General features: G+C 68.4%; 23 protein-coding genes, 1 tRNA gene and 2 pseudogenes. 4 read left to right on the top strand and 22 right to left on the bottom strand.

The genetic code is table 11. The features are described 5' to 3' along the window. Positions 1-1,170, bottom strand: a 1,170-nt coding sequence (locus NV401_RS16285; protein WP_261295505.1) for a pseudouridine synthase, incomplete at its 3' end; no start/stop codon positions are given. A gap of 188 nt (positions 1,171-1,358) precedes the next feature. Here NV401_RS16285 and NV401_RS16280 point away from each other — a divergent pair. Beyond that, a complete protein-coding gene (locus NV401_RS16280; RefSeq protein WP_261295504.1) occupies positions 1,359-1,787 on the top strand; it encodes a response regulator in 429 nt (142 codons plus the stop codon). A 119-nt stretch (positions 1,788-1,906) separates the two neighbouring features. On the opposite strand, the gene NV401_RS16275 is transcribed toward NV401_RS16280, so the two are convergent. Then, on the bottom strand, positions 1,907-3,040 hold the full coding sequence (locus NV401_RS16275) for an aromatic ring-hydroxylating oxygenase subunit alpha (RefSeq protein ID WP_261295500.1): 1,134 nt from the start codon (positions 3,038-3,040) through the stop codon (positions 1,907-1,909). A gap of 64 nt (positions 3,041-3,104) precedes the next feature. On the opposite strand from NV401_RS16275, the gene NV401_RS16270 reads away from it, so the two are divergent. Then, entirely contained in the window at positions 3,105-4,442 is a 1,338-nt protein-coding gene (locus NV401_RS16270; RefSeq protein ID WP_261295499.1) for an AmpG family muropeptide MFS transporter, read from the top strand. Between the two features lie 57 nt (positions 4,443-4,499). On the opposite strand, the gene NV401_RS16265 is transcribed toward NV401_RS16270, so the two are convergent. The 13 genes from NV401_RS16265 to NV401_RS16205 all read right to left on the bottom strand — a co-directional run bounded on the left by NV401_RS16265 (position 4,500) and on the right by NV401_RS16205 (position 14,966). Beyond that, positions 4,500-4,958 carry a DUF6628 family protein gene (locus tag NV401_RS16265; RefSeq protein WP_261295498.1) on the bottom strand — a complete coding sequence of 153 codons (459 nt, stop codon included), beginning with the start codon at positions 4,956-4,958 and terminating at the stop codon, positions 4,500-4,502. Positions 4,959-5,028: 70 nt separating this feature from the next. Then, a complete protein-coding gene (locus NV401_RS16260) occupies positions 5,029-6,336 on the bottom strand; it encodes a bifunctional folylpolyglutamate synthase/dihydrofolate synthase (RefSeq protein ID WP_261295503.1) in 1,308 nt (435 codons plus the stop codon). Further along, positions 6,333-6,644 (bottom strand): endonuclease domain-containing protein, encoded by a 312-nt coding sequence (locus NV401_RS16255; RefSeq protein ID WP_380816567.1) that lies wholly within the window; start codon positions 6,642-6,644, stop codon positions 6,333-6,335. Before NV401_RS16255 ends, NV401_RS16260 begins: the two co-directional genes overlap by 4 nt. Before the next feature lie 104 nt (positions 6,645-6,748). Next, a complete protein-coding gene (gene accD, locus NV401_RS16250; RefSeq protein ID WP_261295497.1) occupies positions 6,749-7,606 on the bottom strand; it encodes an acetyl-CoA carboxylase, carboxyltransferase subunit beta in 858 nt (285 codons plus the stop codon). After that, positions 7,603-8,406, bottom strand: coding sequence for a tryptophan synthase subunit alpha (gene trpA / locus NV401_RS16245; RefSeq protein ID WP_261295496.1), 804 nt, complete (start codon positions 8,404-8,406; stop codon positions 7,603-7,605). Before trpA ends, accD begins: the two co-directional genes overlap by 4 nt. Next, complete coding sequence (locus tag NV401_RS16240) at positions 8,403-8,618, bottom strand: hypothetical protein (protein WP_261295495.1); 216 nt, start codon at positions 8,616-8,618, stop codon at positions 8,403-8,405. Before NV401_RS16240 ends, trpA begins: the two co-directional genes overlap by 4 nt. Continuing rightward, a complete protein-coding gene (gene trpB / locus NV401_RS16235; protein WP_261295494.1) occupies positions 8,618-9,862 on the bottom strand; it encodes a tryptophan synthase subunit beta in 1,245 nt (414 codons plus the stop codon). Before trpB ends, NV401_RS16240 begins: the two co-directional genes overlap by 1 nt. A gap of 70 nt (positions 9,863-9,932) precedes the next feature. Beyond that, positions 9,933-10,580 (bottom strand): phosphoribosylanthranilate isomerase, encoded by a 648-nt coding sequence (locus tag NV401_RS16230; protein WP_261295493.1) that lies wholly within the window; start codon positions 10,578-10,580, stop codon positions 9,933-9,935. Then, positions 10,577-10,822, bottom strand: coding sequence for a hypothetical protein (locus NV401_RS16225; protein WP_261295492.1), 246 nt, complete (start codon positions 10,820-10,822; stop codon positions 10,577-10,579). Before NV401_RS16225 ends, NV401_RS16230 begins: the two co-directional genes overlap by 4 nt. Before the next feature lie 39 nt (positions 10,823-10,861). Continuing rightward, on the bottom strand, positions 10,862-11,536 hold the full coding sequence (gene pyrF, locus NV401_RS16220) for an orotidine-5'-phosphate decarboxylase (RefSeq protein WP_261295491.1): 675 nt from the start codon (positions 11,534-11,536) through the stop codon (positions 10,862-10,864). Next, entirely contained in the window at positions 11,533-11,874 is a 342-nt protein-coding gene (locus NV401_RS16215; protein ID WP_261295490.1) for a hypothetical protein, read from the bottom strand. Before NV401_RS16215 ends, pyrF begins: the two co-directional genes overlap by 4 nt. A 78-nt stretch (positions 11,875-11,952) precedes the next feature. Beyond that, positions 11,953-14,247: a patatin-like protein gene (locus NV401_RS16210; protein WP_261295489.1), complete on the bottom strand. Its 2,295-nt coding sequence runs from the start codon at positions 14,245-14,247 to the stop codon at positions 11,953-11,955. Between the two features lie 23 nt (positions 14,248-14,270). Continuing rightward, a complete protein-coding gene (locus NV401_RS16205; RefSeq protein ID WP_261295488.1) occupies positions 14,271-14,966 on the bottom strand; it encodes an endonuclease/exonuclease/phosphatase family protein in 696 nt (231 codons plus the stop codon). Between the two features lie 301 nt (positions 14,967-15,267). Here NV401_RS16205 and NV401_RS16200 point away from each other — a divergent pair, with 301 nt between their 5' ends. Beyond that, complete coding sequence (locus NV401_RS16200) at positions 15,268-16,551, top strand: DEAD/DEAH box helicase (protein WP_261295487.1); 1,284 nt, start codon at positions 15,268-15,270, stop codon at positions 16,549-16,551. A 72-nt stretch (positions 16,552-16,623) separates the two neighbouring features. Here NV401_RS16200 and NV401_RS18825 read toward each other — a convergent pair. After that, positions 16,624-17,334: pseudogene (locus tag NV401_RS18825) on the bottom strand (hypothetical protein); the annotation flags it as partial. A 36-nt stretch (positions 17,335-17,370) separates the two neighbouring features. Then, a pseudogene (locus tag NV401_RS16195) lies at positions 17,371-18,984 on the bottom strand (hypothetical protein); the annotation flags it as partial. Positions 18,985-19,410: 426 nt separating this feature from the next. Between NV401_RS16195 and NV401_RS16190 the strand changes: the two are divergent. Next, entirely contained in the window at positions 19,411-20,403 is a 993-nt protein-coding gene (locus tag NV401_RS16190) for an AraC family transcriptional regulator (RefSeq protein WP_261295485.1), read from the top strand. On the opposite strand, the gene NV401_RS16185 is transcribed toward NV401_RS16190, so the two are convergent. The 5 genes from NV401_RS16185 to NV401_RS16165 form a co-directional block, all read right to left on the bottom strand. Further along, the gene (locus NV401_RS16185; protein ID WP_261295484.1) at positions 20,388-21,536 is read right to left on the bottom strand and encodes an ABC transporter permease; all 1,149 of its coding nucleotides are present in this window, start codon (positions 21,534-21,536) and stop codon (positions 20,388-20,390) included. The genes NV401_RS16190 and NV401_RS16185 overlap by 16 nt on opposite strands. Beyond that, positions 21,533-22,678, bottom strand: a complete 1,146-nt coding sequence (locus NV401_RS16180) for an ABC transporter permease (protein ID WP_261295483.1) — start codon at positions 22,676-22,678, stop codon at positions 21,533-21,535. Before NV401_RS16180 ends, NV401_RS16185 begins: the two co-directional genes overlap by 4 nt. Next, positions 22,675-23,688, bottom strand: coding sequence for an HlyD family secretion protein (locus NV401_RS16175; protein ID WP_261295482.1), 1,014 nt, complete (start codon positions 23,686-23,688; stop codon positions 22,675-22,677). Before NV401_RS16175 ends, NV401_RS16180 begins: the two co-directional genes overlap by 4 nt. Then, entirely contained in the window at positions 23,685-25,190 is a 1,506-nt protein-coding gene (locus NV401_RS16170; RefSeq protein WP_261295481.1) for a TolC family protein, read from the bottom strand. Before NV401_RS16170 ends, NV401_RS16175 begins: the two co-directional genes overlap by 4 nt. A 175-nt stretch (positions 25,191-25,365) precedes the next feature. Further along, positions 25,366-25,441 (bottom strand) — tRNA-Thr (locus tag NV401_RS16165). Positions 25,442-25,448: the final 7 nt, after the last annotated feature.

The raw sequence follows: 25,448 nt of genomic DNA, 5'->3' as shown, positions 1-25,448 counted from the left end.
GAGCTCGGCATTGAACACGCGCGCCGGGCGGGCCGGCTGGCCATCGCGCGCCGGCCGGGTTGGTTGGCCGGCTTGCCCCGGCGGGGCCGGCCGCTCGCGCGGCGGCTTGGCGTCGTAGAAGCGCTTGGGCTTGGCGCCGGCAGCGGGCGGGCTGGCCTGATGCTCGGTCGGCGGCTGCCAGCCGGCGGGCTTGGGCTCGGGGCGGGCGGGACGACCGCTGGCGCGCTGGCCGCGCGTCGGCGAATCGATGAATGCGGCGCGATCGGCGGCAGACGCCGCCTCGCGCGTGATGCGCGTCGCGGGTTTGCCGGCCTGGACCGGGCTCGGTTTGCGCGCGGCGCTGGGCGCACCCGGCGCGGGGCGCGGGCCATCCGGGCGCGGGCGGGCAGTGTTGGCCTGGACCGGGCTCGGTTTGGGGCGTTCGCTGAACTTCTCGTCGCGGCGCAGGCGCTCGGGCGGCGGGTTCTTGGTCGGGTTCTTGCGGAAGGCGGCGACGTCATGCCCCTTCACTTCGCCGATCCCGCCGACGGGCAGGTCGGCGAGCAGGAACGGGCCGTAGCGCGTGCGGATCAGGCGGCTGACCTTGAGCCCCAAAAATTCGAGCACGCGGCGCACTTCGCGATTCTTGCCTTCGGTGAGGATCATCTCGATCCACACGTTCGCGCCGGTGCGGCGCTCGAGATTGGCGTTGATCGATCCGTAGCGCACGCCCTCGATCTCGATACCGTGGATCAGCTCTTCCAGCTGCGCCTGCGTGATGTTGCCGTACGCGCGCGCGCGATAGGCGCGCTCGACGCCGGTCGCCGGCAGCTCGAGTTGGCGCTTGAGCTCGCCGTCGGTGGTCATCAACAACAGACCCTCGGTGTTGATGTCGAGCCGGCCGACCGGGACGAGTCGCGGCAGATCGCTGGGCAATTTGTCGTAGATCGTCGGGCGTCCGCCGGGGTCCCGCTCGGTGACGAGCAGGCCGGCGGGCTTGTGATAGAGGAACAGGCGGGCGGCGGCGGGTGCCTCGACCGGATCGCCATCGACGGTGACGCCGGCGAGCGAGGTCAGCACCGTCGCCGGGGTGTCGATCACCACGTCGTTGAGCGCGACTCGACCCTCCTCGATCATGCGTTCTATTTCGCGGCGGGATGCGATTCCGGCGCGGGCGAGCAGTTTGGCGATACGCTGCCCCTCGCGGGGCGCGTCCTTGGCGTTGGATGATGGTGACACGGATGCGCTGATACAGGCAAATGCGTGTCGAGCGCAAAAAATGTTGCGACCAAGCCGGGGCGCGCGCGTTAGAAGGATCACGGGCGTAACGAGGTCGGGGGCGTGTGCCTCGGCCCAAGGGCAAAGGCTGGTTTTCCACGATGCTGTTCGGCAAGAAGACACGGCGGATCGTTCGGCTCTTGATCGTCGAGGACGAGCCCCTTGTGGCGTTCGATACCGAGCATTTCCTGCGCGACGAAGCGTTCGAGATTGTCGCCACGGTCGACCGGGTGGCGCATGCCATGGCGGCGATCGAAGGCGAGGAAGAGATCGATCTGCTGCTGGTCGACGTCAATCTGGCGGACGGCAGCGGATTGGATGTCGCGCGCGTGGCGCGCGGCGTGGGCATCCCGGTGATCTTCGTGACCGGCGAATGCCCGATCGGGGCGAGCGAAGTGGCGGTCGGCTGCCTGTCCAAGCCTTATGCGCAGAAGAGCCTGCTGGGCGCGATCGCGGCGGTGGAGAGCATGCTGGACGGCAAGCCGCCGAAGCGTCTGCCAAGCGGGTTCAATCTGTTCGAGACGGCGTGAATTTACTCTCCCATCGGGAGAGGGAGGGAGCGCGTAGCGCGGAAGGGTGAGGGCGACCGACTCGGGCCCGTCGCCTTCATCCAGCGCTGCGCGCCACCTTCTCCCAAAGGGAGAAGGACTTACAGCCGCGCCTCGACCTCGTCGTGGAACCGCCGCATGCCGCTTTCCAGCGTGCCGAGTGTCAGCCGGTCGAGCGCGCCTGACGCCAGCCCCTGCTGCCCGAGCGCCGCGGCGCGGAAATCCTCTGCGCCGAACACGCCGCCATCGAGCAATTTCCAGCTTTTTTCCCAATGGGCGAGCGCCTTGTCACTCTGCGGCGCTTCCGGGATCAGCATGAAATCCTCGACCAGCACGCGGCCCTCGCTCTGCGGCATCAGCGTCATCAGGTTCATGTAATCGGGGCTGACGATCAATATCGTGCCGGGAAACATCTGATAGGTATAGGTGATCGCCGCGCGCAGCGATGGCCAGTCATCGGCATCCGACAGGGCCGCCGCACGCCCGACCGCCGAACGCTGGTGCGGGCCGACCGTATCGCCGCTGGCCACGCCATCCTTGAAGAACGGGCCGATCGTAGTCGCGTGCAGCCGCTGCACATGGTAGCTTTCCAGGAACGCATCCATGATCAGCTTCCAGTTCGCCGCCACGTCGTGCGTGCGGCGGCGGAACAGGTGCTGGCCGGCGAGATCGAACGCGGCGAAATCCTGCCCCAGCGCGGCCGCGTCCGCGAAATCGGCGGAATCGTCGAACGAGAACCAGATCAGCCCGCCCGCTTCGTGCGTCGCCAGTCGCTTGAGCGCGAACTGCGCCTTGTCGAGCCCGGGAAAGCTGTCCGGCCGGGGCAGGGCGGCGAGCTGTCCGTCGAGCGTGTAGCTCCAGGCGTGATAGGGGCAGATCAGCCGCGACGCGCAGACCGCCTCGCTGCCCTCGACCAGCCGCGTGCCGCGATGCTGGCAGACGTTGAGGAACACCTGCGCATTGCCGTCCTTGTCGCGCGCGATGAGTAGCGGCTTGCCGAAACCGTCATGCGGCACCGCCATGTTGCGCTTGGGCAGCAGCGCGGAGGGCGCGATCACCAACGGCACTTTGGCGAAGATCCGTTCCTGTTCCGCGTCATGGCGCGCGGGCGAGGTATAGGCGGCGGCATCGATATGCGAGACACCGGCAGTGTCGCGTCGGCCGCCATCGGCTAGCTGCCGCGCGAGCGCCATCTGGCCCTCGGTAGGGCGCATGATCCTCTCGGGTGCGTTCATGACGCTTCCTCTCACCAGTTTTGCCGCTAGTCTCTGCGCCTTGATGCCGGGGAGCAAGACACGAATGACCGATACGACTTCAGGCGCGACTTGGTGGGACGGCTTGAAGCCCTATGTCGAAAAGGCCCCGCTTGCCGCGCTGGCGCTCGGTATCTCCTCGGGCTTTCCCTATGCGATGATCGGCGCGACGCTGACCACGCGGCTGGCGCAGGGCGGCATCGACAAGAAGACCGTCACCGCGTTCAGCCTGGCCTTCCTCGTGTACAATCTGAAATGGCTGTGGGCCTGGGCGGTGGACGGGGTGCGGCTGCCGTTGATCGGGCGGCTGGGGCAGCGCGTGTCGTGGATGATCGTCGCCGGCGCGCTGGTGATGGCGGCGGTGGCCAATCTCGCGCTGATCGATCCCCAGGCGGACATCATGGCGACGGCGATCGCCGCGATCCTGGTGGGCGCGGCCGGCGCGACGTTCGATATCGTCATCGACGCCTATCGGATCGAAATCCTCGAGCCGCGGCAACTGGGCGTGGGCTCGGGCATGTCGCAATATGGCTGGCGGATCGGCTCGGCCGGCGCCGGCGCCCTGGCGCTGGTGATCGCGGCGCGCGGCGGATGGGAACTGGCCTATCTGGTCTGCGCGCTGTTTGCGCTCCCCGCAATGATCGCCGCGCTGATCGTCGGCGAACCCGAGCGTCATCGCGATCCCGGCGACGGGCGTACCGGGCCGGCGGCTTTCTTCCGCTCGATCTGGGGGCCGTTCGTGCAGTTCTTCGCGCGCGAGGGCGCGCTGATCGTGCTGGCGTTCATCCTGATCCACAAGATCGGCGACACGCTCGCCAACCTCACGCTGCGGCTGCTGTTCGAGGATCTGAAATTCACCAATGACGAGATCGCCTTTTACGACGTGTGGATCGGCTTCCTCGCCTATCTGGTCGGCATCTTCGTCGGCGGCGCGCTCTATGCCAAGATGGGGATGAAGCGCTCGGTGCTGCTCGCGCTGGTGCTGATGGCGGTATCGAACCTCAGCTTCGCCGGTCTGGCCGCGGCAGGCCATTCCAATATCGGCATGGCCGGCGCGATCGGGTTCGAGAATTTCGCCAGCGGCTTTGGCGGCGTGGTCGTGGTGGCCTATTTCGCAGCGTTAACGGACCTGCGCTTCACCGCGGCGCAATATGCCCTGATCTCCGCCGCATCGAGCATCGTCGGGCGGTTCGTGACCGGCACGACGGCGGGCGGGCTGGTCGAGGCGTTCGGCTATGTCAATTTCTACATGCTGACGACGGCGCTCGCGATACCGGGCGTGCTGCTGTTCTGGTGGATGATGCGCAGCGGGCTGGTCGATCGCTCGATCGGCGATGCGGGAACGGCCGGCGAGGGGGATGTGCGGGCAGAACCTGCCGACTGAACCGATACCCGCTATTGCCCTTCCCCGGCGTTCACCGGGGAAGGGCTGGGCCGATGATCACCCCGCAATCGGCCGCCCGGCATCGGCGAACGCCTGCGACACCGCGCAGGCGCTCGCCAGCACGCCGTCGACGCGCCGGCTGCCGAGCAGATCCGCCAGCAGCAGTCGGGCGGAATCGGGCGCCGTCTCTGCCCGTGCGAGCACGGTGAGCAGCGCCTGCTCCGCCGGGGTCATCCGCGCGCAGCAGCACGGCGCGATCGCGATTGGCAGCGTCGCGGTTTCGGCCAGTTCGGCCATGAACACGCGTATGAGAATCAACGGACGGCGGAAACCCTCGCCGAAGCCACCGACGAACGCATGCGCGACATGCGCGTCGGCCAGGCCGCCAGCACCCATCCGGCGGATCGCGAACAGCGCGATATGCGCGTTGCGGCACGCCGGCAGTGCGTGCGGCAGCGCCGCGGCGGTGCTTGAGGCGACCCCATTGAGGGCGAAATGATGTGGGGCATTGGTCATGATCGACGACTCCGCTGCGGTCGCCGACAAGCTGCTCGGTTGGTTATTGCAAGTCAATAGCAATAAGGGGTCAGGTCGGCGGCTCGTCGTTGGCGGCGAGCACTTCGCCGGCGAGGTACAGCGTGCCGGCGATCAGCACGAGCTGCGGGTCCGGGCCCAGCAGGTCGATCGCGGCATCGAAGGACGCGGCGGTCTGCGCGGCCAGATCGAACGTCTCCGCCAGCCTGGCGAGCGTCTCGGGCGCGTGGTGCGCATGGCCGGGGACGGGAACGGCGATCACGCGCGCCAGATGCGGGGCCAGCGCGTGCAGCACGCCGGGCGCGTCCTTGTTGGCGAGCATGCCAGTGATCAGCGTCACGGGCCGCCCTTGCGCGATACGGCTCAGGGCGCGCGCGAGCGGCTTGGCGGCGTCGGGATTGTGCGCGCCATCGAGCCAGATCTCGCTGCCCGCCGGCAGGCGCGCAAGCAACGGGCCGGCACCGAGCCGCTGCATCCGCGCGGGCCAGTGTGCCCAGTCGGCCGCCGCGCGCAGCGCCGCTTCGGGGATGGTCAGCGCCCCCTGATGGCGCAGCATCGCGATGGCCAGCGCCAGGTTGCGCGATTGATGCGTCCCGACCAGGCGTGGCCGATGGGTAACGAGCGTGAAGCCGATATCGCTGTATTTCAGCGTGTTGCGCGCGGTTTCGCTGGTCCAGGCCGAGCCCCGCGCGAGCACCGGCGCGCCCGCCTGCCGGGCGATCAGCGCGATGCGTTCGCGGATCGGGCGGGGGTAATCCATCGTCACCAGCGGCACGCCGGATTTGGCGATGCCCGCCTTCTCCCCGGCGATCTGCAACAGCGTGTCGCCGAGGAAGCTCTGGTGATCGATGCCGAGCTGCGCGATGCCGGTGACGACCGGGGTCACGACATTGGTCGCATCGAGCCGCCCGCCGAGCCCGACTTCGATGATGCAGGCATCGGCCGCCGTGCGGCTGAAGGCGAGAAAGGCGACTGCGGTGGTGACCTCGAAGAAGCTCGCGCCGATCCCGTCGGCGACATTCAGCACTTCCTCGAGCAATGTAGCTAGCGTCGCGTCGTCGATCAGCGTGCCGGCGACACGGATGCGCTCGTTGAAGCGGACGAGGTGCGGGCTGGTATAGACATGCGCGGTGTATCCCGCGGCCTCGATCGCGGCGCGCAGGAAGGCGCAGGTCGAGCCCTTGCCGTTGGTGCCGGCGACGTGGAACACCGGTGGCAGACGATGCTGCGGGTCGCCGAGGCGCGCGAGCAGCTGCGTGATCCGCTCCAGGCCGAGAATGTCCGCGCCGGGCGAGAGCGCCCAGAGGCGGTCCAGCTGGTGCTGGACCTGCGGATTCGTGGAGTGCGCGTGATCCATCAGCTCCCCTCCCGCTGGCGGGAGGGGTTGGGGGAGGGCAGTGCGGCAAGCGCGCGCTCGATGTCGCGCACAACGCCGTCGAGATTGCCGAGCACGTCATGATTCCAGAAGCGGATAACGTGATATCCTTCCATTTCGAGATATCGCGTCCGTGCGGCGTCCGCCGCAGTGCTCGCCGCATGCTGACCGCCATCGACCTCGATGATCAGCCCAGCACCGCGCGACACGAAGTCGCAGATGAATGACCCGATCGGCACTTGCCGGTTGAAGCGAACGCCGGCGACCTTCCGGCCGCTCAACGCACGCCACATCGCCACTTCGGCGTCAGTCGGTTTTGCCCGCGACGCCCGGGCTCGGGTCCTTTGCTCCATTCCCTCCCCCAACCCCTCCCGCAAGCGGGAGGGGAGCCTTCAGCTCACGCCGCCTGCTTCACGCTCAGATAGTCGACCACCTTGGCCAGCGTCGCGCGCAGTTCCTTGCGGTGCGTCACCATGTCGATCATCCCGTGCTCGAGCAGATATTCGGCGCGCTGGAATCCCTCGGGCAGCTTCTCGCGGATCGTCTGTTCGATCACGCGCTGGCCGGCAAAGCCGATCAGCGCGCCCGGCTCGGCGATCTGCACGTCGCCGAGCATCGCATAGCTCGCCGTCACGCCGCCCGTGGTCGGATCGGTCAGCACGACGATATAGGGCAGGCCCGCATCGTGCAGCATGGCGATCGCCACGGTCGCGCGCGGCATCTGCATCAGGCTGAGAATGCCTTCCTGCATGCGCGCGCCGCCGGCCGCGGTGAAGATCACATACGGGCAATTGTCCTCAATCGCGTTCTCGACGCCGCGGATGAACGCTTCGCCGACGGCGAGGCCCATCGAGCCACCCATGAAGGCGAAATCCTGCACGCCGACCACCACCTTGTGCCCGTCGATCGTGCCGCGCGCATTGATCAGCGCGTCGCCTTCGGACGTCGCGGCACGTGCGGCCTTTATCCGGTCGGCATATTTCTTGGTGTCGCGGAATTTGAGCGGATCGTCCGGCACCTTGGGCAGCGGAATGATCTGATAGCTGCCGGGATCGAACGTATAGGCAAATCGCTTCACCGGGCCGATGCGATCGTGATGCTCGCAATGCGGGCAGACGTGGAGATTGTCCTCCAGTTCCTTGAGGAACACCATCTGACCGCAGCCCTTGCACTTGTGCCACAGATTGTCGGGCGTCTCTTTCTTCGCCGGCACGACATAGGCCAAAGCGTTGCGGACGTTGGTGAGCCAGCTCATGCGACTTCTTCCATGCGGGCGGCGCGGATCGCGCTCGCGAGGGATTGAATATAGGCGCGCACCGCCTCCGGTGCATCGGCGCCGTGCTGCGCGACGAGATCGACGATCGCCGAACCGACCACCACGCCATCGGCGACCTTGGCGACCGCGGCGGCCTGATCTGGCGTGCGGATGCCGAAGCCGACCGCGACGGGTATGTCGGTCGCTGCCTTAAGCCGTGCGACTGCCTCCTCGATCGAGGATTGCACCGCCTGTTGCAGCCCCGTGATCCCGGCGACCGAGACATAATAGACGAAGCCGCTGGCGCCATCGAGCACCGTCGGCAGGCGCGCCGCATCGGTGGTCGGCGTGGCGAGGCGGATCAGATCGATCCCGGCGGCGCGCAGGGCGGGGCCGAGCTCCTCGTCTTCCTCGGGCGGGATATCGACGCAGATCACGCCGTCGACACCGGCATCCTGGGCGGCGGCAGCGAACCAGTCGGCGCCGCGGATCGTCATCGGATTGGCATAGCCCATCAGCACGAGCGGGGTTTCCGGGTGGCGCGCGCGGAACGCCTTGGCGATCGACAGGATATCCGCCGTCTTGGTACCGGCGGCGAGGCTGCGCAGGTTGGCGGCCTGGATCGCCGGGCCATCGGCCATCGGATCGGTGAACGGCATTCCGAGCTCGATCACGTCCGCGCCGCCCGCGACGAGCGCGTCGAGGATCGCAGGCGTAGCGCCGGGCGTGGGATCGCCGGCTGTGACGAAGGTGACAAGCGCAGGATGCGCCTGTGCGAAGGCTGCGGAGAGGCGGGTCATTGTGCCTTGGCTCGCTTATGAAGTGTCATGAGCGAGGCAAACGCTAAACCGCCAATAGCCGCGGTGACAATGTGGCTGCGAACACTTAATGCCATGAAGGTGGCATCGGGCGCGACGACCGCGCGAAGCCAGGCCAGAGCCAGATATGCTAACGCAAAACTGGCAAAGAAAATCAAAAAACGGACCCACAGTGGGCGATTGCCCTCGGTCATCACATCTTCACTCCCAGCGCTTCGGCGACGGTGAAGATATCCTTGTCCCCCCGGCCGCACAGATTGGCGAGGATGATCTGGTCGCGGTCCATCTCGCGCGCGCGCTTGGCGACGGCGGCGATCGCGTGCGACGGTTCGAGCGCGGGAATGATGCCCTCGGTGCGGCACAGCAGCTGGAACGCGTCGAGCGCCTCGACATCGGTCGCGCTGGTATATTCGACGCGGCCGATCGAATGCAGCCAGCTATGCTCCGGCCCGATGCCCGGATAATCCAGCCCGGCCGAGATCGAATGCGCCTCGGTGATCTGCCCGTCCTCGTCCTGCAGCAGGTACGTCTTGTTGCCGTGCAGGATGCCCGGCGAGCCGCCGGCGAGCGACGCGGCATGTTCCTTGTCGAGCCCATGGCCCGCCGCTTCCACGCCGAGCATCTTCACGTCGGCATCGTCGAGGAACGGATGGAACAGGCCGATCGCATTGGAGCCACCACCGATCGCCGCGACCAGCAGGTCGGGCAGGCGGTTGATCCGCGACAGCATCTGCGCGCGCGCTTCCGTGCCGATCACGCTCTGGAAATCGCGCACCAGCTCGGGATACGGATGCGGGCCGGCGGCGGTGCCGATGATGTAGAAGGTGTCGTGGACGTTGGCGACCCAGTCGCGCATCGCCTCGTTCATCGCGTCCTTGAGTGTATGCGCGCCGCTCGTCACCGGGCGGACTTCGGCCCCCAGCAATTTCATGCGGAACACGTTGGGCGCCTGCCGCTCGACATCCTTGGCGCCCATATAGATCACGCAGGGCAGGCCGAAGCGCGCGCAGACCGTCGCGGTGGCGACGCCGTGCTGCCCCGCGCCGGTCTCGGCGATGATCCGCGTCTTGCCCATGCGCATCGCGAGCAGGATCTGCCCGATGCAATTGTTGATTTTGTGCGCGCCGGTGTGATTGAGCTCGTCGCGCTTGAACCAGATTTGTGCGCCTTTCCCATCCGGCGCGCTTTCGCGCAGTGCCTCGGTCAGGCGCTCGGCGTAATAGAGCGGGCTGGGACGGCCGACATAATGTTCGAGCAGATCGTCGAACTGTGCGGCGAAGGCCGGATCCTCCTTCGCCGCGCGATAGGCGCGGTCGAGATCGAGCACGAGCGGCATCAGCGTCTCGGCGACATAGCGTCCGCCGAACTCGCCGAAATGGCCGCGATCGTCGGGCTGGGCCCGGTAAGAGTTGGGGGTGAGCGTGTCGGGGGCGTTCATGGCTGTGCGCTTAATCACCCTGTTCGGTCGTGTCGAGGGACTGCAAGGCCGCGCCGCCCGCCCGCTACAATCACCGGTGCTGCACGGCGGCTAGAAATGCGCGGATCTTGGTCACGTCCTTGATCCCCGGGGTGCTCTCGACGCCGGACGACACGTCGACCAGTTCTGCTCCGGTCGTCCGGATCGCCTCCGCCACGTTGTGCGGATCGAGCCCGCCCGACAGCGCCCAGGGCAACGGATGGCGAAATCCTTCCAGCAGCGTCCAATCGAACCGGACGCCCATGCCGCCGGGGAGCTCGGCGCCAGGCGGGGTCTTGGCATCGTAGAGGATGCGGTCGGCCGCGCCGGCAAAGGTCTGCGCGGCGGCGAGATCGCCGCGCTGCTTGACCGCGACGGCCGCCCAGACCGGCAGCCCGGTGGTGGCACGGATATGCGCCGCGCGGGCCGGGCTGCTCTTGTGCAGTTGCAGGATGTTCAGCGCGCCGGCCGAGATCGACGCGTCGAGCAGCGCATCGTCCGGATCGACGAACACACCGACGCGCGCCACATGCGCCGGCACGCGCGCGGCGAGTTGCTGCGCGCGCGCGCGCGTCAGGGTGCGCGGCGAGGGCGGGAAGAAGACGAAGCCGACATGGCTGGCGCCGCCGCCGACCGCGGCATCGAGGGTCTCCGGCGTCGACAGACCGCAGATCTTGGCGCCGATCTTGGCCCCACTCACGGCATTGCCAGACTGGCGAGCTCGCGGATCGAAATGCCGTAGGTGGCGCAGATATGATCGCGCAATTGCTGCTTGATCACCGCCATGTCGGCATAGGCGCGCTCCTCGGCCAGTTCGGCGGCGAGATTGACGGTGAAGCTGTCGGGGACGAGCATTTCCCACGTGCTGTTGTGGACCTGCGCGGCAGCGCGCACCGCGTCGACCAGCGCATGGCCTTCGTGTCGGACAGTCTCGGTCGTCATCGCATTCCTTTACGCCGCTCCTCCGAGGAGCGGGGCTTTTTACAGCGTCGCTTCGATCTCGCGCGCGGCCATGTCGGGATTTTCGGCCTGGGTGATCGGGCGGCCGATCACCAGGATCGACGCGCCGTCATCGAGCGCCGCGCGCGGCGTGACGACGCGCTTCTGATCGCCGATCGTGCCATTGGCCGGGCGCACGCCGGGTACGACGAAGAAGCCCTTGGGCCAGACCGCCTTGGCGGCGGCCACTTCCGCGCCGGAGCAGACCACGCCGTCGACGCCGGCGGCCTTGGCCAGTTCGGTTAGGCGCAGCACCTGTTCATGCGGATCGCCATTCTGGCCGATCGCGATCAGATCGGTGCCGTCGAGGCTGGTCAGCGTGGTGACGGCGACAACCTTGGTGCCGACGGGCGCGGCGGCCTTGGCATTCTCGAGCATCGCCTGGCCGCCCGCGGCATGGACGGTGAGGATCGCCGGCTCGAGCCCGCCCAGCGCCTGGATCGCCTTGGCGACAGTGTTGGGAATGTCATGGAATTTGAGGTCGAGGAAGATCGGCAGGCCGAGATCGGCCATTTCGCGCACGCCGGCGCGGCCATTGGCCATGAAGAATTCGAGCCCCAGCTTGATCCCGCCGACATGGTGGTGGACGCGGCTCGCCATTGCTTTCGCCTTGGCGAGATCGGGCGTGTCGAGCGCGACATAGATGCGGTTGCTCATGCCGCGCTCGACGGCATGGCGGCGAGGGGGGCGGGGGCGACGGGCTCCGGTTCGGGCCGTTGCGCCGGCGCGGGCTGCAGATGGGCCGGAGTCCGCAATGTCTCGACCGTGCCCTGCGCGGTGGCGAGCCGCTGGCGCAACCGCCAGCGCACCGTGTGATGATAGAGCAGCATCGGCAGCAGGCCGAGCAGGAACATGGCGAGCAGCAGCAGCGGCAGGTTCACCTCGGCGATCAGCCCGCCCCACAGCTTGATCTGGACGTTGGTCCAGTTGCCCAGTGTGAACAGCGCCGCCAGGAAGGCGAGCAGGCACCAGAAGAGGATTTTGAGGAATTGCATGGCAGCAGGCTAACGCGGGGCGGCGGGTTTGGCTAGCTTGGGGTTGCCAGCCCGTGCATGCCGCCAGGCGCTCCTGCGCTAGCCGATCTCCCGCCGCAGCGTTTCGATCAGCCCGGGGATCGCTGTCAGCTTGGGTTCCTCCTCGTCGACGATCGCCAGGAACGCCGCCCGCTTCACCGCCGCGACGCGCCCCGGCTTGAGCCGGACATTCTCGGGCAGGGTCGAGACCAGGATGTCGATCATCCGCTCCGCGCCGTGCAGTCGGCCCCAGATATAGTCGTTCTCGCGATACGCGCGGCTGAAAAAGGCGCCGAAATTGTTGAACTGAATGCCTTTCAACGTCGCTTCTGCGCCGCCGCCACGAATAGATTTAGCATCGTCCGGCGAGATCCGGTCAACCTTGATCGGGTCGTATTCGTCGAGCCCTTCGCCCTGCAGCAGCGGTAGCGTGGCGGTGTCGAAATAGGGGAAGCCGAGATAGGTGAGCAGCACCGGGCGGCGCGTTTCCTTGGGCAAGGCGGCGAAGGCGGCGGCAAGGCGCGCATCGGTCTCGGTATCGAGCCGTTTGAGGTCGAGCGATTCCGCCAGGCGATCGAGCAGTGGCCCAGCATCGTCGCGCAGCGCACGCACGTCGGGTTCGAGATGCGCATGGATATCGCTGCGCTGGCGATCGAGATAGGCGGCGAGGCTGTCATAGATCGCCTCGCGCAACGGGCCGAAGCCCAGTTCCGCCCCGTCCGCCTCGAGATCACCCAGGCGCCGCATCAGGATCCGCAGCCGCCGGATGCGAAACCCCAGATCGTACGAGCGCAGGAACGAGATCGTCGCTGCACTGGCCCCGCCGGAAAAAGCCGGCCCGATCGCGTCGAAACCGCGTGCCGCGATCGCATCGCAGATGTGGCGGTGGATGCGATCCCACGGCCCCGGCCCCGGATCGCCCCCGGCATGATAGAGCAGGCCGACGATCTGTTCGATCACGCCGGTGATCTTGAGGTGGCCGTAGGCGGCATAGGCATAGCCGGCCTTGCTCGCCGCGGCGGTCTGCGCGCGGTTGCGCCAATGGGCGAGCCGCGCGGTCGTCGGCGAATCGAGGAACAAGGTGTAGCCGAACAGCGCTTCGACCTGCGCCTCCACCTCGGGCCGGATCGCGGCGATGATGCCGCGCATCCGCTCGATGCGCTGCGATTGCGCGGCCAGCGCTTCGAGATTGTCGCGGATCGGCTGCTGCCGCGGCAGTTCGGAGGCGGCGCCGACGATCGTCTGGAAAAAGCTCGGCGATTCCTGCCCCGAGCTGGTGAAGCGCATCTTATTGCCGGGGGTCGGATCGATATAGATGAAGCGGCGGTCGATCTGGCGCCGTGCCGGGCGTTCGCGCAGCGCGTCGATCGCCGGACGGAACGGCGCGTTGGCGAGCACCGATCCGTCGATCAGCACGGCGTTTTCCGCGGCGTTGGCGGCGAACTGACGCGGCAGGATGCGCTTGAGGAAGTCGAGCCGCTCGGGCCATTTGCGCTGGCGCGCGTCCAGCACGGCATCCAGTTCCTTGACCGTGAAGGGCGGGAAGGCGCCAGGAAAGCTCGACGTCGCCCGCCCGGCAAAAGCCAATTCGGCGGGGTGCGCCAGCGTTTCGCCGGCAATGCCGTGATCGGTGAACGGTACGACCAGGCGGTGTTCGGTTTCCATCACTTCGGCCGGCGAATGCAGGCTGAGCCGTTCGGGATGGCCGCGGAAATCGGTGACGGTGACGAACAGATCGAGCGGCTGGCCGTCGGGCAGCAATCTGGGCCCGCGCGGCCCCTTGGCCATGGCATCTAGCGCATCGAGGATCAGCCCGGTGAAGCGTTCGCCACCGAACGGGGGCGAGAACCAGCGCGAGCGGATGAAGTGCGACAGCTTGCGCCGCACTTCCTCGCGCGTCTCGGGATCGACCGTCTCGTCGACCTTGCTGACGCCGCGCCCGGCAGCCATCCACACCAAGGGCAGCGCCCAGGCCTTGGACAGGCCGGATTGCGGGGCGGCATGCTCGTCGATCAGCGCTTCGACATCGGCCGAATCGAGCCATAGATCGGTCAGTGGCTCGAGGCTTTGGCCGGTGGTGATCGCCTGCGCAAGGAACACGCCGTTCAGGCCGCCGGCGCTGGCCCCGGCGATGATATCGACCAGCACGCGCAGCCGCACGTCTGTTTCTGCCTCGATCTCCGCCAGGAGCGCGCGATAGACGTTCTGACTGCCCCCGGCCGGCTGTTCGTCGGCATGATAGGCCTGGCTGGCGCGCGCCATGCGCCAGATTTCCTTGGAGATGCCGTGCATGTAGACCGCCAGGCTGATCCCGCCATAGCAAACCAAAGCGAGGCGCAGTTCCTTCTCGCGCATTTAACGGGGCCCTGCGCCGCGCGTCATGCCGGCTCCAGCACGGCCCAGATCGGCAGATGGTCCGATGCCTTGCGCGCAGCCGCGCTGTGATGGGCGCCGCACTCGGCCACCTTCAGGTCGCGCGACACCATGATACGGTCGAGCCGGGCGACCGGGCGCCGGACGTGGAAGCTGGGCGTCGTCGGTGCGAAATCGTGGTCCTTGCCGAAATCGCGCAGGCAGCCGCTCGCCGCGCTCCATTCGTTGAGATCGCCCATCATCACGGTCGGGCGGCGTTCGGCGCTGGCATCGACATGCGCGAGAATCGCATGCGCCTGGCGCCGGCGCCATAGGCCGGAGAGATCGAGATGCATGCCGACGACGCGGATCGCGCTGTCGGCGAGGCGCACGTCCGCCGTCACCGCGCCGCGCGGTTCGAGCGCGGGCAGGTGGATCGCCGCACTGTCGATCACCGTCGCCTCCTTGCGCACTAGCAACACATTGCCATGCCAACCCATCGATCCGGCGCGGACCCCGAACGAGATCGCCTTCCACGGCGAATGTTCCTCGAGCGCGTGCAGCGGGATGACGCAGGCTTTTGCCCCGAAGCGGCGGTCTGCCTCCTGCAGCGCAATCACATCGGCATCGATCTCGCGCAACACTTCCAGCACGCGCATCGGATCACGGCGGCGATCGAGCCCGATGCCCTTGTGGATATTGTAGCTGGCGACCTTGATCATGTGGATGCGGTAACGCCGATCGAGGAAGAAGGTGCCGATTGCGGCCGTTGGCCTGGCGACATGCGGTGAGCATATGGCCGACATCAACGGATCAGCGCCGGAGCGCCACAATCTTCGATGCCGCAGCTTGTTGCCCGCTCGGCTTGGCAGGTCAATGGCGAATTGGTCCGCGAGCGGTCTCGCCCGTGCACCGGCTTTGCGCGTTGACGCAGTGCAGCATAAAATCTACCAGCCCGCGCTCCCGATACGCTTAGCCCGATCCGGCGCAGCGCTTGCCCAGCGCTGGAGGTGCTGCTTCACGATGACCATGACCTTCGCCGATCTCGCTTTGGCGCCCGCGCTACTTCAGGCCTTGGCCGAGCAGGGCTATGCCAGTCCCACGCCGATCCAGGCGCAGTCGATCCCGTTGCTGCTGCAGGGCCGCGACATGCTCGGCATGGCGCAGACCGGCACCGGCAAGACGGCGGCGTTCGCGCTGCCGCTGCTGCATCGCCTGGCCGCGGACCCGCGCCCGGCGCCCAGGGGCGGGGCCCGCGTGCTGGTGCTCGCGCCGACACGCGAACTGGTATCGCAGATTGCTGCCGGCTTTGAGAGCTTTGGGCGCCACCTGTCGCTCAGCGTGACGACGATCTTCGGCGGCGTCAGCCAGTTCCACCAGGTCGCGGCGCTCCAGGCAGGTGTCGATATCGTGGTGGCGGCGCCGGGCCGGTTGCTCGACCTGATCGAGCAGGGGCTGTGCGACCTGTCCGCGCTCGAGGCGCTGGTGCTCGACGAGGCCGACCAGATGCTCGACATGGGCTTTGCCAAGCCGATCGAGAAGCTCGTCGCGACGCTGCCCAGGGACCGGCAGACATTACTGTTTTCGGCGACGATGCCCAAATCGATCGTCGCGCTGGCCGACAGCCTGCTGACCGATCCTGCCAAGGTCGAGATCGCGCCGCCATCGACCACCGTCACGCGGATCGACCAGTCGGTGATGTTCCTCGACGCGGCGCACAAGAAGGACGCGCTGCTCGCGCTGCTGCGCACGCCGGACATGGGCCAGGCGGTCGTCTTCACACTGCAGAAGAACATTGCCAACGATGTCTGCGCCTTTATCGGCGAAGCGGGCATCACCGCGGAGGCGCTGCACGGCAACAAGTCGCAGGGGCAGCGCGAGCGCGCGCTCGACGCGTTTCGCGCCGGCACGGTGCAGGTGCTGGTGGCAACCGACATCGCGGCACGCGGTATCGATGTCGATACGGTGACGCATGTGTTCAACCACGATCTGCCGAGCCTGCCCGAAAGCTATGTCCACCGCATCGGGCGCACCGGTCGCGCCGGGCGCAGCGGCTTTGCGATCACGCTGTGCGATGCCGAGCAGCGCGCCTGGCTGCACGATGTCGAGCGCGAGATCGGCCAGGCGTTGACGGTGCGGGACGATCATCAATGGCATTGCGAAATCGCGCGCCATTCGACCAAGCGTGCGCCGGTATTGGGCGGCGGCCCGGTCAAGCAGGTCAAGCCGGCAAAGGCGCCGCGCGAACGCAAGGTCTGGACCGAAGAGGAAAAGGCCGCGGCGCGGGGCGCGGCTCGGGCTGCCTGACCGTACCGACGGGTCAAGCGCGGACGGAACGGGGGCGGGGCCGGTGGCCAGCCACGCCCCCGTTTCTACCGTCTACCAGGTGAACTGACCGCCGATCCGGGTCGCGGTGCGCGGCGCGGATTCGCGCATCAGCAGCCGATCCTGCTCGCGCGGGCTGACCGCGATCGACCCGGTCAGCGCGATGCGGCCGCGGTTCGGGCCGAGCACGTTGCTCGACAGGACCGCCGCCCCGGCGAACGAAAAGGCATGCGAGCCGGCGAACTGGCCCCAGTTGAACGCCACGCCGCTCGATTCGCCCGCGACCAGATCGGGATTCTGCATCGCGATCGCCAGCGCGACGCCCTGCCGGTTCTCGATCGTCCGCTCGATCAGCCGGCCGCCATCGCTGGCGAGATTGCCTTGCGCATCGGTGGTGACCAGCGACCGCGCGCCGCTTTGCGCGCCGACGCTCTGCGCGCTGGTCAGCCCGGGGATCGTCAGGCTGCTCACCGACGTGCCGAGCACCACCTGATTCTCGCGTGACGTGATCGCGCCCGCACCGAGCGCGACCGAATTGGCGAAGCCGGCGCTGGCCTGTGGACCGATCGCCACCGCGCCTTCCGCCGCGGCGAGCGACCCGGCGGCAAGTGCCAGGCTGTTGCGACTGCTGGCGACGGCGGCCGTGCCATAGCTCGCGGCATTCTCGCCCGATGCCACGGCGCCGACGCCGGTGGCGGCGGCGCTGACGCCCGTTGCGCTCGCGCCGGCGCCGAGCGCAAGCGCCTGACTGCCGCGTGCGCTAGCAGCGTTGCCGAGCGCCACGCTACCCTGGCCGGCAGCCGTGGATGCAGTGCCCAGCGCCACGGCGTTGCTGCCGCTGGCCGCGGCATTGAGCCCGAAGGCTGCGCTGCCGGCAGCGCTGGCTGTCGCCCCCGCGCCGTTGGCGATCGCCGCCGTGCCGGTGGCTGCCGCGCCGGCGCCAAGCGCGACGGCCCGCGCCGCGGTCGCGCGCGCGGACGATCCGACCACCACGCTGTCGTCGAGCGCGGCCACGCTATCGCGCCCGATGGCGATGGCATTGCCGCCGGCTGCTGCCGCCGTGTCGCCAATCGCGACGCTGCGATCGCCGGCGGCGCCGGCGGCCGTGCCCAACGCCAGCGCATTGGCGCCGGACGAGGCGGCGCGCGTGCCGAACGCGGCGCTGTTGGTGCCGGTGGCGGAGGCGGCAGCACCGACCGCCACCGCACGGGTAGCGGTGGCGCGCGCGGTCGATCCGAACACGACGGTATCGTCGGCGAGCGCCGCAGTATCATAGCCGATCGAAACCGCGTTCGCCCCGAGCGACGTGGCGAAGGCGCCGACCGCGATACCGTTTTCACCGCTGCTGCGCGATCCGCCGCCAATCGCGGCGCTGTTTGCTCCTGTCGCCGATGCGGCGCGGCCGAGCGCGGTCGCGCTGGTGCCGCTGGCGAGCGCATCGGCACCATAAGCGGCGGCGCCGAAGCCGGTGCTGCGGGCGCGCGTGCCGGTGGCGGTCGCGCCATCGGCAAGCGCAAACGCCTGCTGACCGAGGGCGGTGCTACCCGCTCCCGTCGATTGCGCGGCGGCACCGTATGCCACTGCGCCCGAACCGCTGGCGGCGGCATCCGCGCCGGCGGCGATCGAATCGGCACCGCTGGCGCGGGCATTGGCCCCCAGGGCCATGGCATTGACGTTGCTGGCGACCGCGTTGGTGCCCACGGCGGTGCCGTTCACCGCCTCCGCCGTGACCTGCGCTCCGGTGCCGAGCGCGAGCCCGTTCTCGGCCAGCGATGCGGACCCGTTGCCGATTGCCACCGACGAGGCGAACGCGGTCTGCGCCTGCGCGCCGGTGTTGCCCGCGCCGGCGATCTCGCCGCCGCCGATCGTGATGCCGTTGTAGAAGGTCGCGGTATCGCGGTCGCCGAGCGTGATCGCGCCGCCATAGGCCGATACGCCGTAGCCGCTCACCAACCGATCGGTATTGACCCGCCCCGCGGAAAGCGTGCCGTCAACCCCGACATCGCCGCTGAAATGCGATGCGCCGTCGACGCTGATTCCCCCGTTGAGAAACTCCGCCCCGCCAAGGAAGCGCCCGTTACAGTCGGGAATATCGCGCCCATAGGCCTCGGTTTCGACAGTATAGGCTGCGATCTGCGTTGCCAGACCGCCCAGTTGGACGCCAACGGCGATCGACTCTGCAGACCCCGTAATATCGAAGGCCCCGAAAACTTCCGTTCCAAGGCCGGCAATCTGCGTCGCCAAGCCGATAGTATTGGTAGCGACCTTAAAGTCGTCGAGTTGCTGCGTGCATTCGGCACTAAATGGATCGGACGTCTGCCGCGACGACGAATCGTCGATCACCGCGCTCGGGATGAAGACGTTGGCGCCCCCGTTCGGGCCGGACTGCGCCGACGCGGCGGTCGACAAGGCCATGGTGGCGCAGGCCATGAGTGCGGTCGATGCCTCGAGCGCGAGCTTGTAGTTCGTCATATATTCCCCCCACCGATTGCAGCCGCGCTGCAGATTATCCCGGCCGATGGCTCGCCAGGCGTGAGGTTTTCGTCACGCTGGCAAGCACCCGGCTAAAGTGGCGCTGCCCTGCGCTGCATCGAACAAGCAGACAAGGATCGCACCGCCGGCGTGCGCGCACAGTCAAACGATGGCGTTCTCAAGCAAATGGGGCCGTGCCGATCGGCTTGATCATGCCGGGTTGCGCAAGACAGCGGCCGAGTCGACGGCAGGTCGGCCGATCACGCACTGTCCCGTAGGAGATCAAAGATTGCGGAGACAAGTAATTCAGTTCGTTGTGTGAAAATCGCGGGTGCGATAGCTATCACCACCAGGAGGGGACCGGCGCACGTGACGAAAGAGCAAGCAGGCAGGCCGACCGGCGCCGACTGGCTGCCGCCCGAGGGGCGTGGCGGACCGCCGGGGCCACACGGCGCGATCGAGCGGGCGAGCTATGCGGACGTCGATGCGTGGCGGGCGGGGATCAGCCAGGCTTTCGTGCCGCTATCGCCCGAGGCGACCGGGGCCGCGCCGTTCCACGGTGCCTTCCAGAAGATCACGCGTGGCGCGATCGGGCTGGCGCGGATCGAGGGATCGGCGCAGCGCGTCCGGCGCGGCGCGCGTGATATCGCCGAGACGCGCGGCGACTTCGCCTATTTCAACATCCAGCTGAGCGGTTTCGGGCAAGTGCGCGGCGGGGGCGGAGTCCGCCGCACCAACCCGGGGCAGGCCGCGATCGTTTTGGCGGAAAACCCGTTCGAGCTGGAATTCGATACACCATTCAGCCAGTTGTGCGTCACCATGCCGGTTGATTGGCTGCGCGAACGCCTGGAATTACCGCTTGCGCTGCTGGTTACGCGCAATGTCGATCTGGTGAGCGGGCCAGAACGCGTGGTGGGTGCGGCACTGCGTGCGCTGATCGATGCCGCCGATGCCGCCGAGGCGGCGCAGTGTGCTGATTTATTCGCGCTGGCGCTGGATCATACGCTGCGGCCGCACCAGGCGCATGTCCCGCCCGCCGAACGCTCGCTGATGGCGGCGTTGGGACGATTACTGCGCCATCGTCTGGCCGACGAGACGCTTTGCCCGGTGAGCGCGGCTGCGGCGCTCGGCTGCTCCGTTCGCACGCTGCACGCCGCCTGCCAGCGCGAGGGACGCAGTTTCGGGCGGATGGTGCTCGATGCGCGGCTCGACGCGGCGGAGCGGGCGCTGCGCGCGACGCCGATGACGGCCGGTCGGGTCGGCCCGATCGCCTTTGCCTGTGGGTTCAGCGATCGCGCGCATTTCTCGCGCGTGTTCCGCGCGCGCTTCGGCACGTCGCCGCGCGCCTATCCGCCGTCCTGACCCCGCATCGGTGCGGTAGATGGGCGTGCGGCAAAGCCCGCCCGGCGCCAGCGCGAAGCTACCATGAAGGCGCCGCCGTACACCGCTGCCAGGATCGCCAATATGGTCAGCGGCCACCCGGTTTCGGCGAGCGTCGCGCCCATCTGATTGAGCCGCACGAAGGCATGCATGCCGCCGGTGGCGGGCGACAGCCAGGCGAACGTGGCCAGCCAGCCGGGCATCTGATCGAGCGGCCAGGCGAAGCCGCCGAGAAAGACCAGCGGCACCGAGGTTGGCAGCAGGACTTTCAGTGCATCGTCGCCATCGGCGAAGAACCCGCCGAGCCACAGGCCGAGCGCCGATACCGCGGCGGCGAAAGCCGGGACGGCGAGCGCGAGGCCAAGCGGATTGCCCATGCGAGGGATATCCTGCACCCAATAGACGAAGCCGAAATAGAACAATGCCGCCAGGCAGCCGATCGTCGCGCAGGCCGCCCAGATGCCGACCGCCTCGACGGTGCCGGGCGGCCGTTCGCCACGGCGCCTGCGCTCGGCGACGAGGCGCGCGCAGGCGAATAGCAGCGTCTGTTGCAGGATGATGCTGGCGACCGAGGGAAAGATATAGTCGCGGTAGCCGCTGGTCGTGTTGAACAATGGGTGCAGCAGGATCGGCGGTGCGATCTCGTCGCGCCGATCCAGCCCGCGCTGCGCGCGCCACGCGGCGAGCGCGTCACCGGCGACTTCGGCCACGCTGATGCCGATGCCTTCGGCGCGCAGCAAATAGGTGCCGTTGAGCCAGAGCGCCATGCCGCCAGCGCCGCGCTGCGCCACGATGGCGCCGGCACCGCCGCGCGGCAGGAGCAGGATCGCCTCGGCGCGCCGCGCCTGCACCAGCCGGCGCGCCTGTGCCATGTCCCCAGTGCGCGCGACGACCTGTACCGCGCGCGTATCATCGAGCCGCGTGACGATTGCGCGAGAAAGATCGGAATCGTCCTGATCGACGACCACCAGCGGGAGCGCACGGGCGGTCTGATGGCCGTAGGGTGCTGGATAGTAGAAGGCGTAGAGCAGGACGGACAGGATCGCGACCGCCATGAGATCACGCGTCCTGACGATCGTCAGCAAGGTGCGCTCATAGGCCTGGCGAAACGTCATACCCGCCGGCCCGCGCGCACGATCAGCCACAGGGCGATGCCGCCGGCAACGAGCGGATACAGCAACAGGCCGGCGACCGCACGCGCTACCGGCGCCGCCGAAACGCCGAGCACCTGATCCATCTGCAGGGTCAGGAAATGCGTGAGCGGGAGGAGGTCGCTCCAGATCCGCGGGAACAGGCCGGCCCCGGTGATCGGCAGCGACGTGCCCGAATAGGCGAGCGCGGAGCCGGCGATGATCACCGCGCCCGACAGCGCGGTCGAAACCTCGCGCGTGGCGGCGAGCAGCAGCAGCGCGACGGCCGCCGTCGCGACAAACAGCAGCAGCGCGCCCGCCACGATCAGCGCGAGGCTGCCCTCGGCGCGATAACCTCGCGCGAGCGTCAGCCAGAGCAGCCATACCGTCGTCCACATCGTGCCCGCGGCCACGTGCGGCGTCAGCCGGCCAATCAGCGTGGCCGCCGGGTGCGGGCTGCGGCGCGCAAAGGCCGCGAACGCCTTGTCGTCCAGCAGCAGGCCAACGCTGCCGACGCACGTCACCGCGATCAGCAGATGGAGGATCGCCGGGCCGAGCAGCAGCCCCAGATACCATTCGAGGCTGGCGGTCGGATTGCCCAGCAGCGTGACCTGTACCCCGGGGAGCGGTGTGTGCAGCGCGGCCACGCCGCCGAGCGCCGCATCGCGCACCTGCCGATCGGCGAGGGTGGTGCTGATCACGACGCGCAGGCTGGTCGAGGCGAGCGCGCCGGTCGACAGGAATACGGTCTGGTAGAAGATCTCCACCGGTGCGCCGCGGGCGTTGCGGGTGCCGACGCCGCGCGGGATCACGACCGCGGCAACCGCCGCCTCGCGCCGGATCATCGCCATCGCATCGTCCAGCGACGGCGTGGTGCCGACAATCTTGATCGCCCGGTTCGCCGCGATGTTGCGCACGATCGCGCGGGCGACCGATCCACCGTCACGGTCGACGATCACGGTTCGGAGATCATGCGGCGATCCGCCCCACAGCATCGCCGCCATGCTGCCGAGCAGAACGAGCGGCATGAGGGTCAACAGCAGCAGGTCCAGCCGCGTCGCCAGGATTCGCGACACTTCCTCCCCGCAGGCCGCCGACAGGCTGCGCAGGGCCCCGTGCGGCGTCACTGCGGCCAGTCGAACAGCACGCTCATCCCCGGCCGGAGGCCCGGCACGCGCGCCGCCGGCGTCAGCTTCACGGCAAAGGCGCGCACGTCGTAGCCGCGCGACTGGCGCGTCGCGCGCCAGGTGGCGAAGCTGCCCTGTGGTGCAACATGGGCGATCCGAAACACGACATCACGGTTGAGGGCGGGCACGCGCCCAGTCAGCGTCCTGCCCATCTTCATGCCACGATAATCGTCTTCGCGGACGTTGAGCGTGACCCAGGGATGATCGACGTCGATGATCTGGAAGGCGGGCAGGATCGGGCTGACGATCTCGCCCGGACGCAGCAACCGGCGCGCGACTTCGCCCGCGATCGGCGACACCAGATCCGTCTCGCGCTGCAAGGCCGCGGCGGTCGACGCCCCGGCGGCGGCGGCACGCACCTGCGCGTCGGCCACCGCGCGGTTCTGCGGACGGACGCCGGCGATGGCCTTGTCGTACTGGGCCTTGGCAGCCTCGGCCGCGCGCTGGCTGCTCTTGCGCGCCGCCACGGCTTCGTCGCGGCGCTGGGCGGCGATCACGCCTTCGGCATAGAGGCGTTCCGCGCGCCGCGCGGAGACGGCGCCCAGATCGGCGGTGGCCTGCGCGGCGAGCCATGTCGCGCGGACCGATGCCACATCCTCGGATCGCGCGCCTTCCGCGGCGACGGACTGCAGCGCGCGCGCACTATCGAGCGCCGCCTGCGCCTGGAGGCTGCCATTGTCGATTTCCGGGGCGGACAGCCGCGCGAGCACCTGCCCCCGGGTCACGCGGTCGCCTTCGTCCGCCAGCAACGTCTCGACCCGCGCCAGCGCCTTGGTCGCAACATTGACCTCGTCTGCCTCAATTTCGCCCTGCAATTGTTCGGGCGCCGGCCGGCTCGCCAACCACAGGCCGATCACGACGAGCAGGATTACCAGCAGCAGCCCGATCCACAGCAGGCGCCGCGCGCGGGGCGAAGGCGGCGGCGGCGCCGATGCCACAGGCTCGTTCATGGTCTTGCCCCGGTTTCGATCTTGATGTCCGCCGCGGCGAGGTGATCGGCGAAGGCGTCGAGCTGTCCCGTGGAGGCGAGCAGCCCGGCCAGCGCCAGATCATATTCATAGGCGATCGCGGCACGCTCCGCGCGCGCCGATGCCAGGGCCGCTTCCGCACCGAGCACCGCCGTCAGCGTGCCTTCGCCCTCGCGGAAACTGACCTGCTGGACGCGCAGATTCTCGCGCGCGGCGGCGAGCGAACTGTCGAGCAGCAGGAAGGAGCGCCGGGCGCCCTCGACCAGATCCCAGGCCTTGAGCGACGCGCCGGTCGCGGCCTTGCGCGCCTCGCGCGCGGCATCGTCCGCCGCCGCCGCCGTCTCGCGGGCGGCGTTCAGCGTGTGGCCGCGATCGACGTTGGACAGCAGCGTGTAGCGGATGCCCGCGCCGACCACCCAATCGGGCTCGGTCGGCAGCGCGTTGCCGCGATTGAGGTTGTATTCGCCAAAGCCGAAAGCTTGCGGGCGGTAGCGCGATTTGGCCAGATCGACCCCGGCGCGCGCGATCTGCCCGGCGGCATCGGCCTGGCGGACCTGCGCGATATCCGCCTCCCGGCCAAGAAAGGTCCGGGCGGGGGGCAGCGGGCGGCTGGCGACGAACAGCGGCGTAGTCGGATCGACGGCATCGACCTCGAGCAGCCGCGCGAGATCGTCGCGCGCGGTGCTCTGTGCCAGGGCCGCACGCTGATAACCGCGCTCGGCGGTGTCGCGCGCGACCTGCGCCTCCAGCACCCGCGCACGGGCGATGACTCCGGCCGCCTCGAGCTTGCGCGCGTCGCTCAGCAGTCGGTCCAGCGCGTCGCGGCTTTCCAGCGCGGACCGGGCGAGCGCGGCTGCCGTGCCCTGGCCGAAATAGGCACGGATCAGGTTAATCCGCGCCGCATCGCGCGCCTGGCCGGTCCGCGCGCGCGCGGCATCGATCCCCGCCCGGGCGCCGCGCTGGATCGCCGGAATGGCACCGCCGGTATAGAGCGGCACGATCGCCTGCACGGTCGGGCGGAACACATCGTCGCGATAGCGATAGGACAGGCTGTCGGGGATGGCGCTGAACAGGCCCGGCAGCGCCTGCGACAGGCGGTTTGTGACGTCGGTCGCTATGTCCTGAAAGGCGGGCGGCAGGGTACCCGGCAGGCCCGACAGGAAATCCTGCGTATCGCCGAGCGCACTCTGCTTGGCGCCGGTGAGATCGACCGACAGCGTCTTCTGGAATTCGAGATATTGCGCCGATGCGGTGACCAGGGGGCGGCGCAACGTGGCAACGGCCGCGGCGGTTTCGCGCGCCGCACGCTCGGCATGGCTGGCGCCGGACAGCGCGGGCGACGTGGTCTCGAGCCGGCGCACCGCGGCCTCGAACGACATCGCGACCGGCACCGCCGCGGTCTGCGCGCGCGCGCCGCCGGCCGGCGCGGCCGCCAGCAGGAAGGCGAGCGCCACGCACGACCAATTATCGTGTCGAATGATCATACCCACGCAATCGTCATATCGCGGTCGAAATGACATATTTCGTGGTCAATGTCATGACGGACTTGGCGTCCCGAGCAATTGCATGCGCGATACGGTGCAGGCACCGAAAACGCACTCGGGCCACCGCGTCGAAACGACCGAGGCTGGCGTAATGCCGACCTTATCAGGATCGAGGTGGTGCCGGTTGCAGGAATCGAACCCGCGACATCCAGTTTACAAAACTGGCGCTCTACCAACTGAGCTAAACCGGCAACCTGG

The organism is Sphingomonas hylomeconis (assembly GCF_025370105.1).
In the GTDB taxonomy this organism is placed as follows: Bacteria; Pseudomonadota; Alphaproteobacteria; order Sphingomonadales; family Sphingomonadaceae; genus Sphingomonas; species Sphingomonas hylomeconis.
The sequence above is the reverse complement of the archived record's forward strand: the minus strand, read 5'-3'. Positions and strand labels throughout refer to the sequence as shown.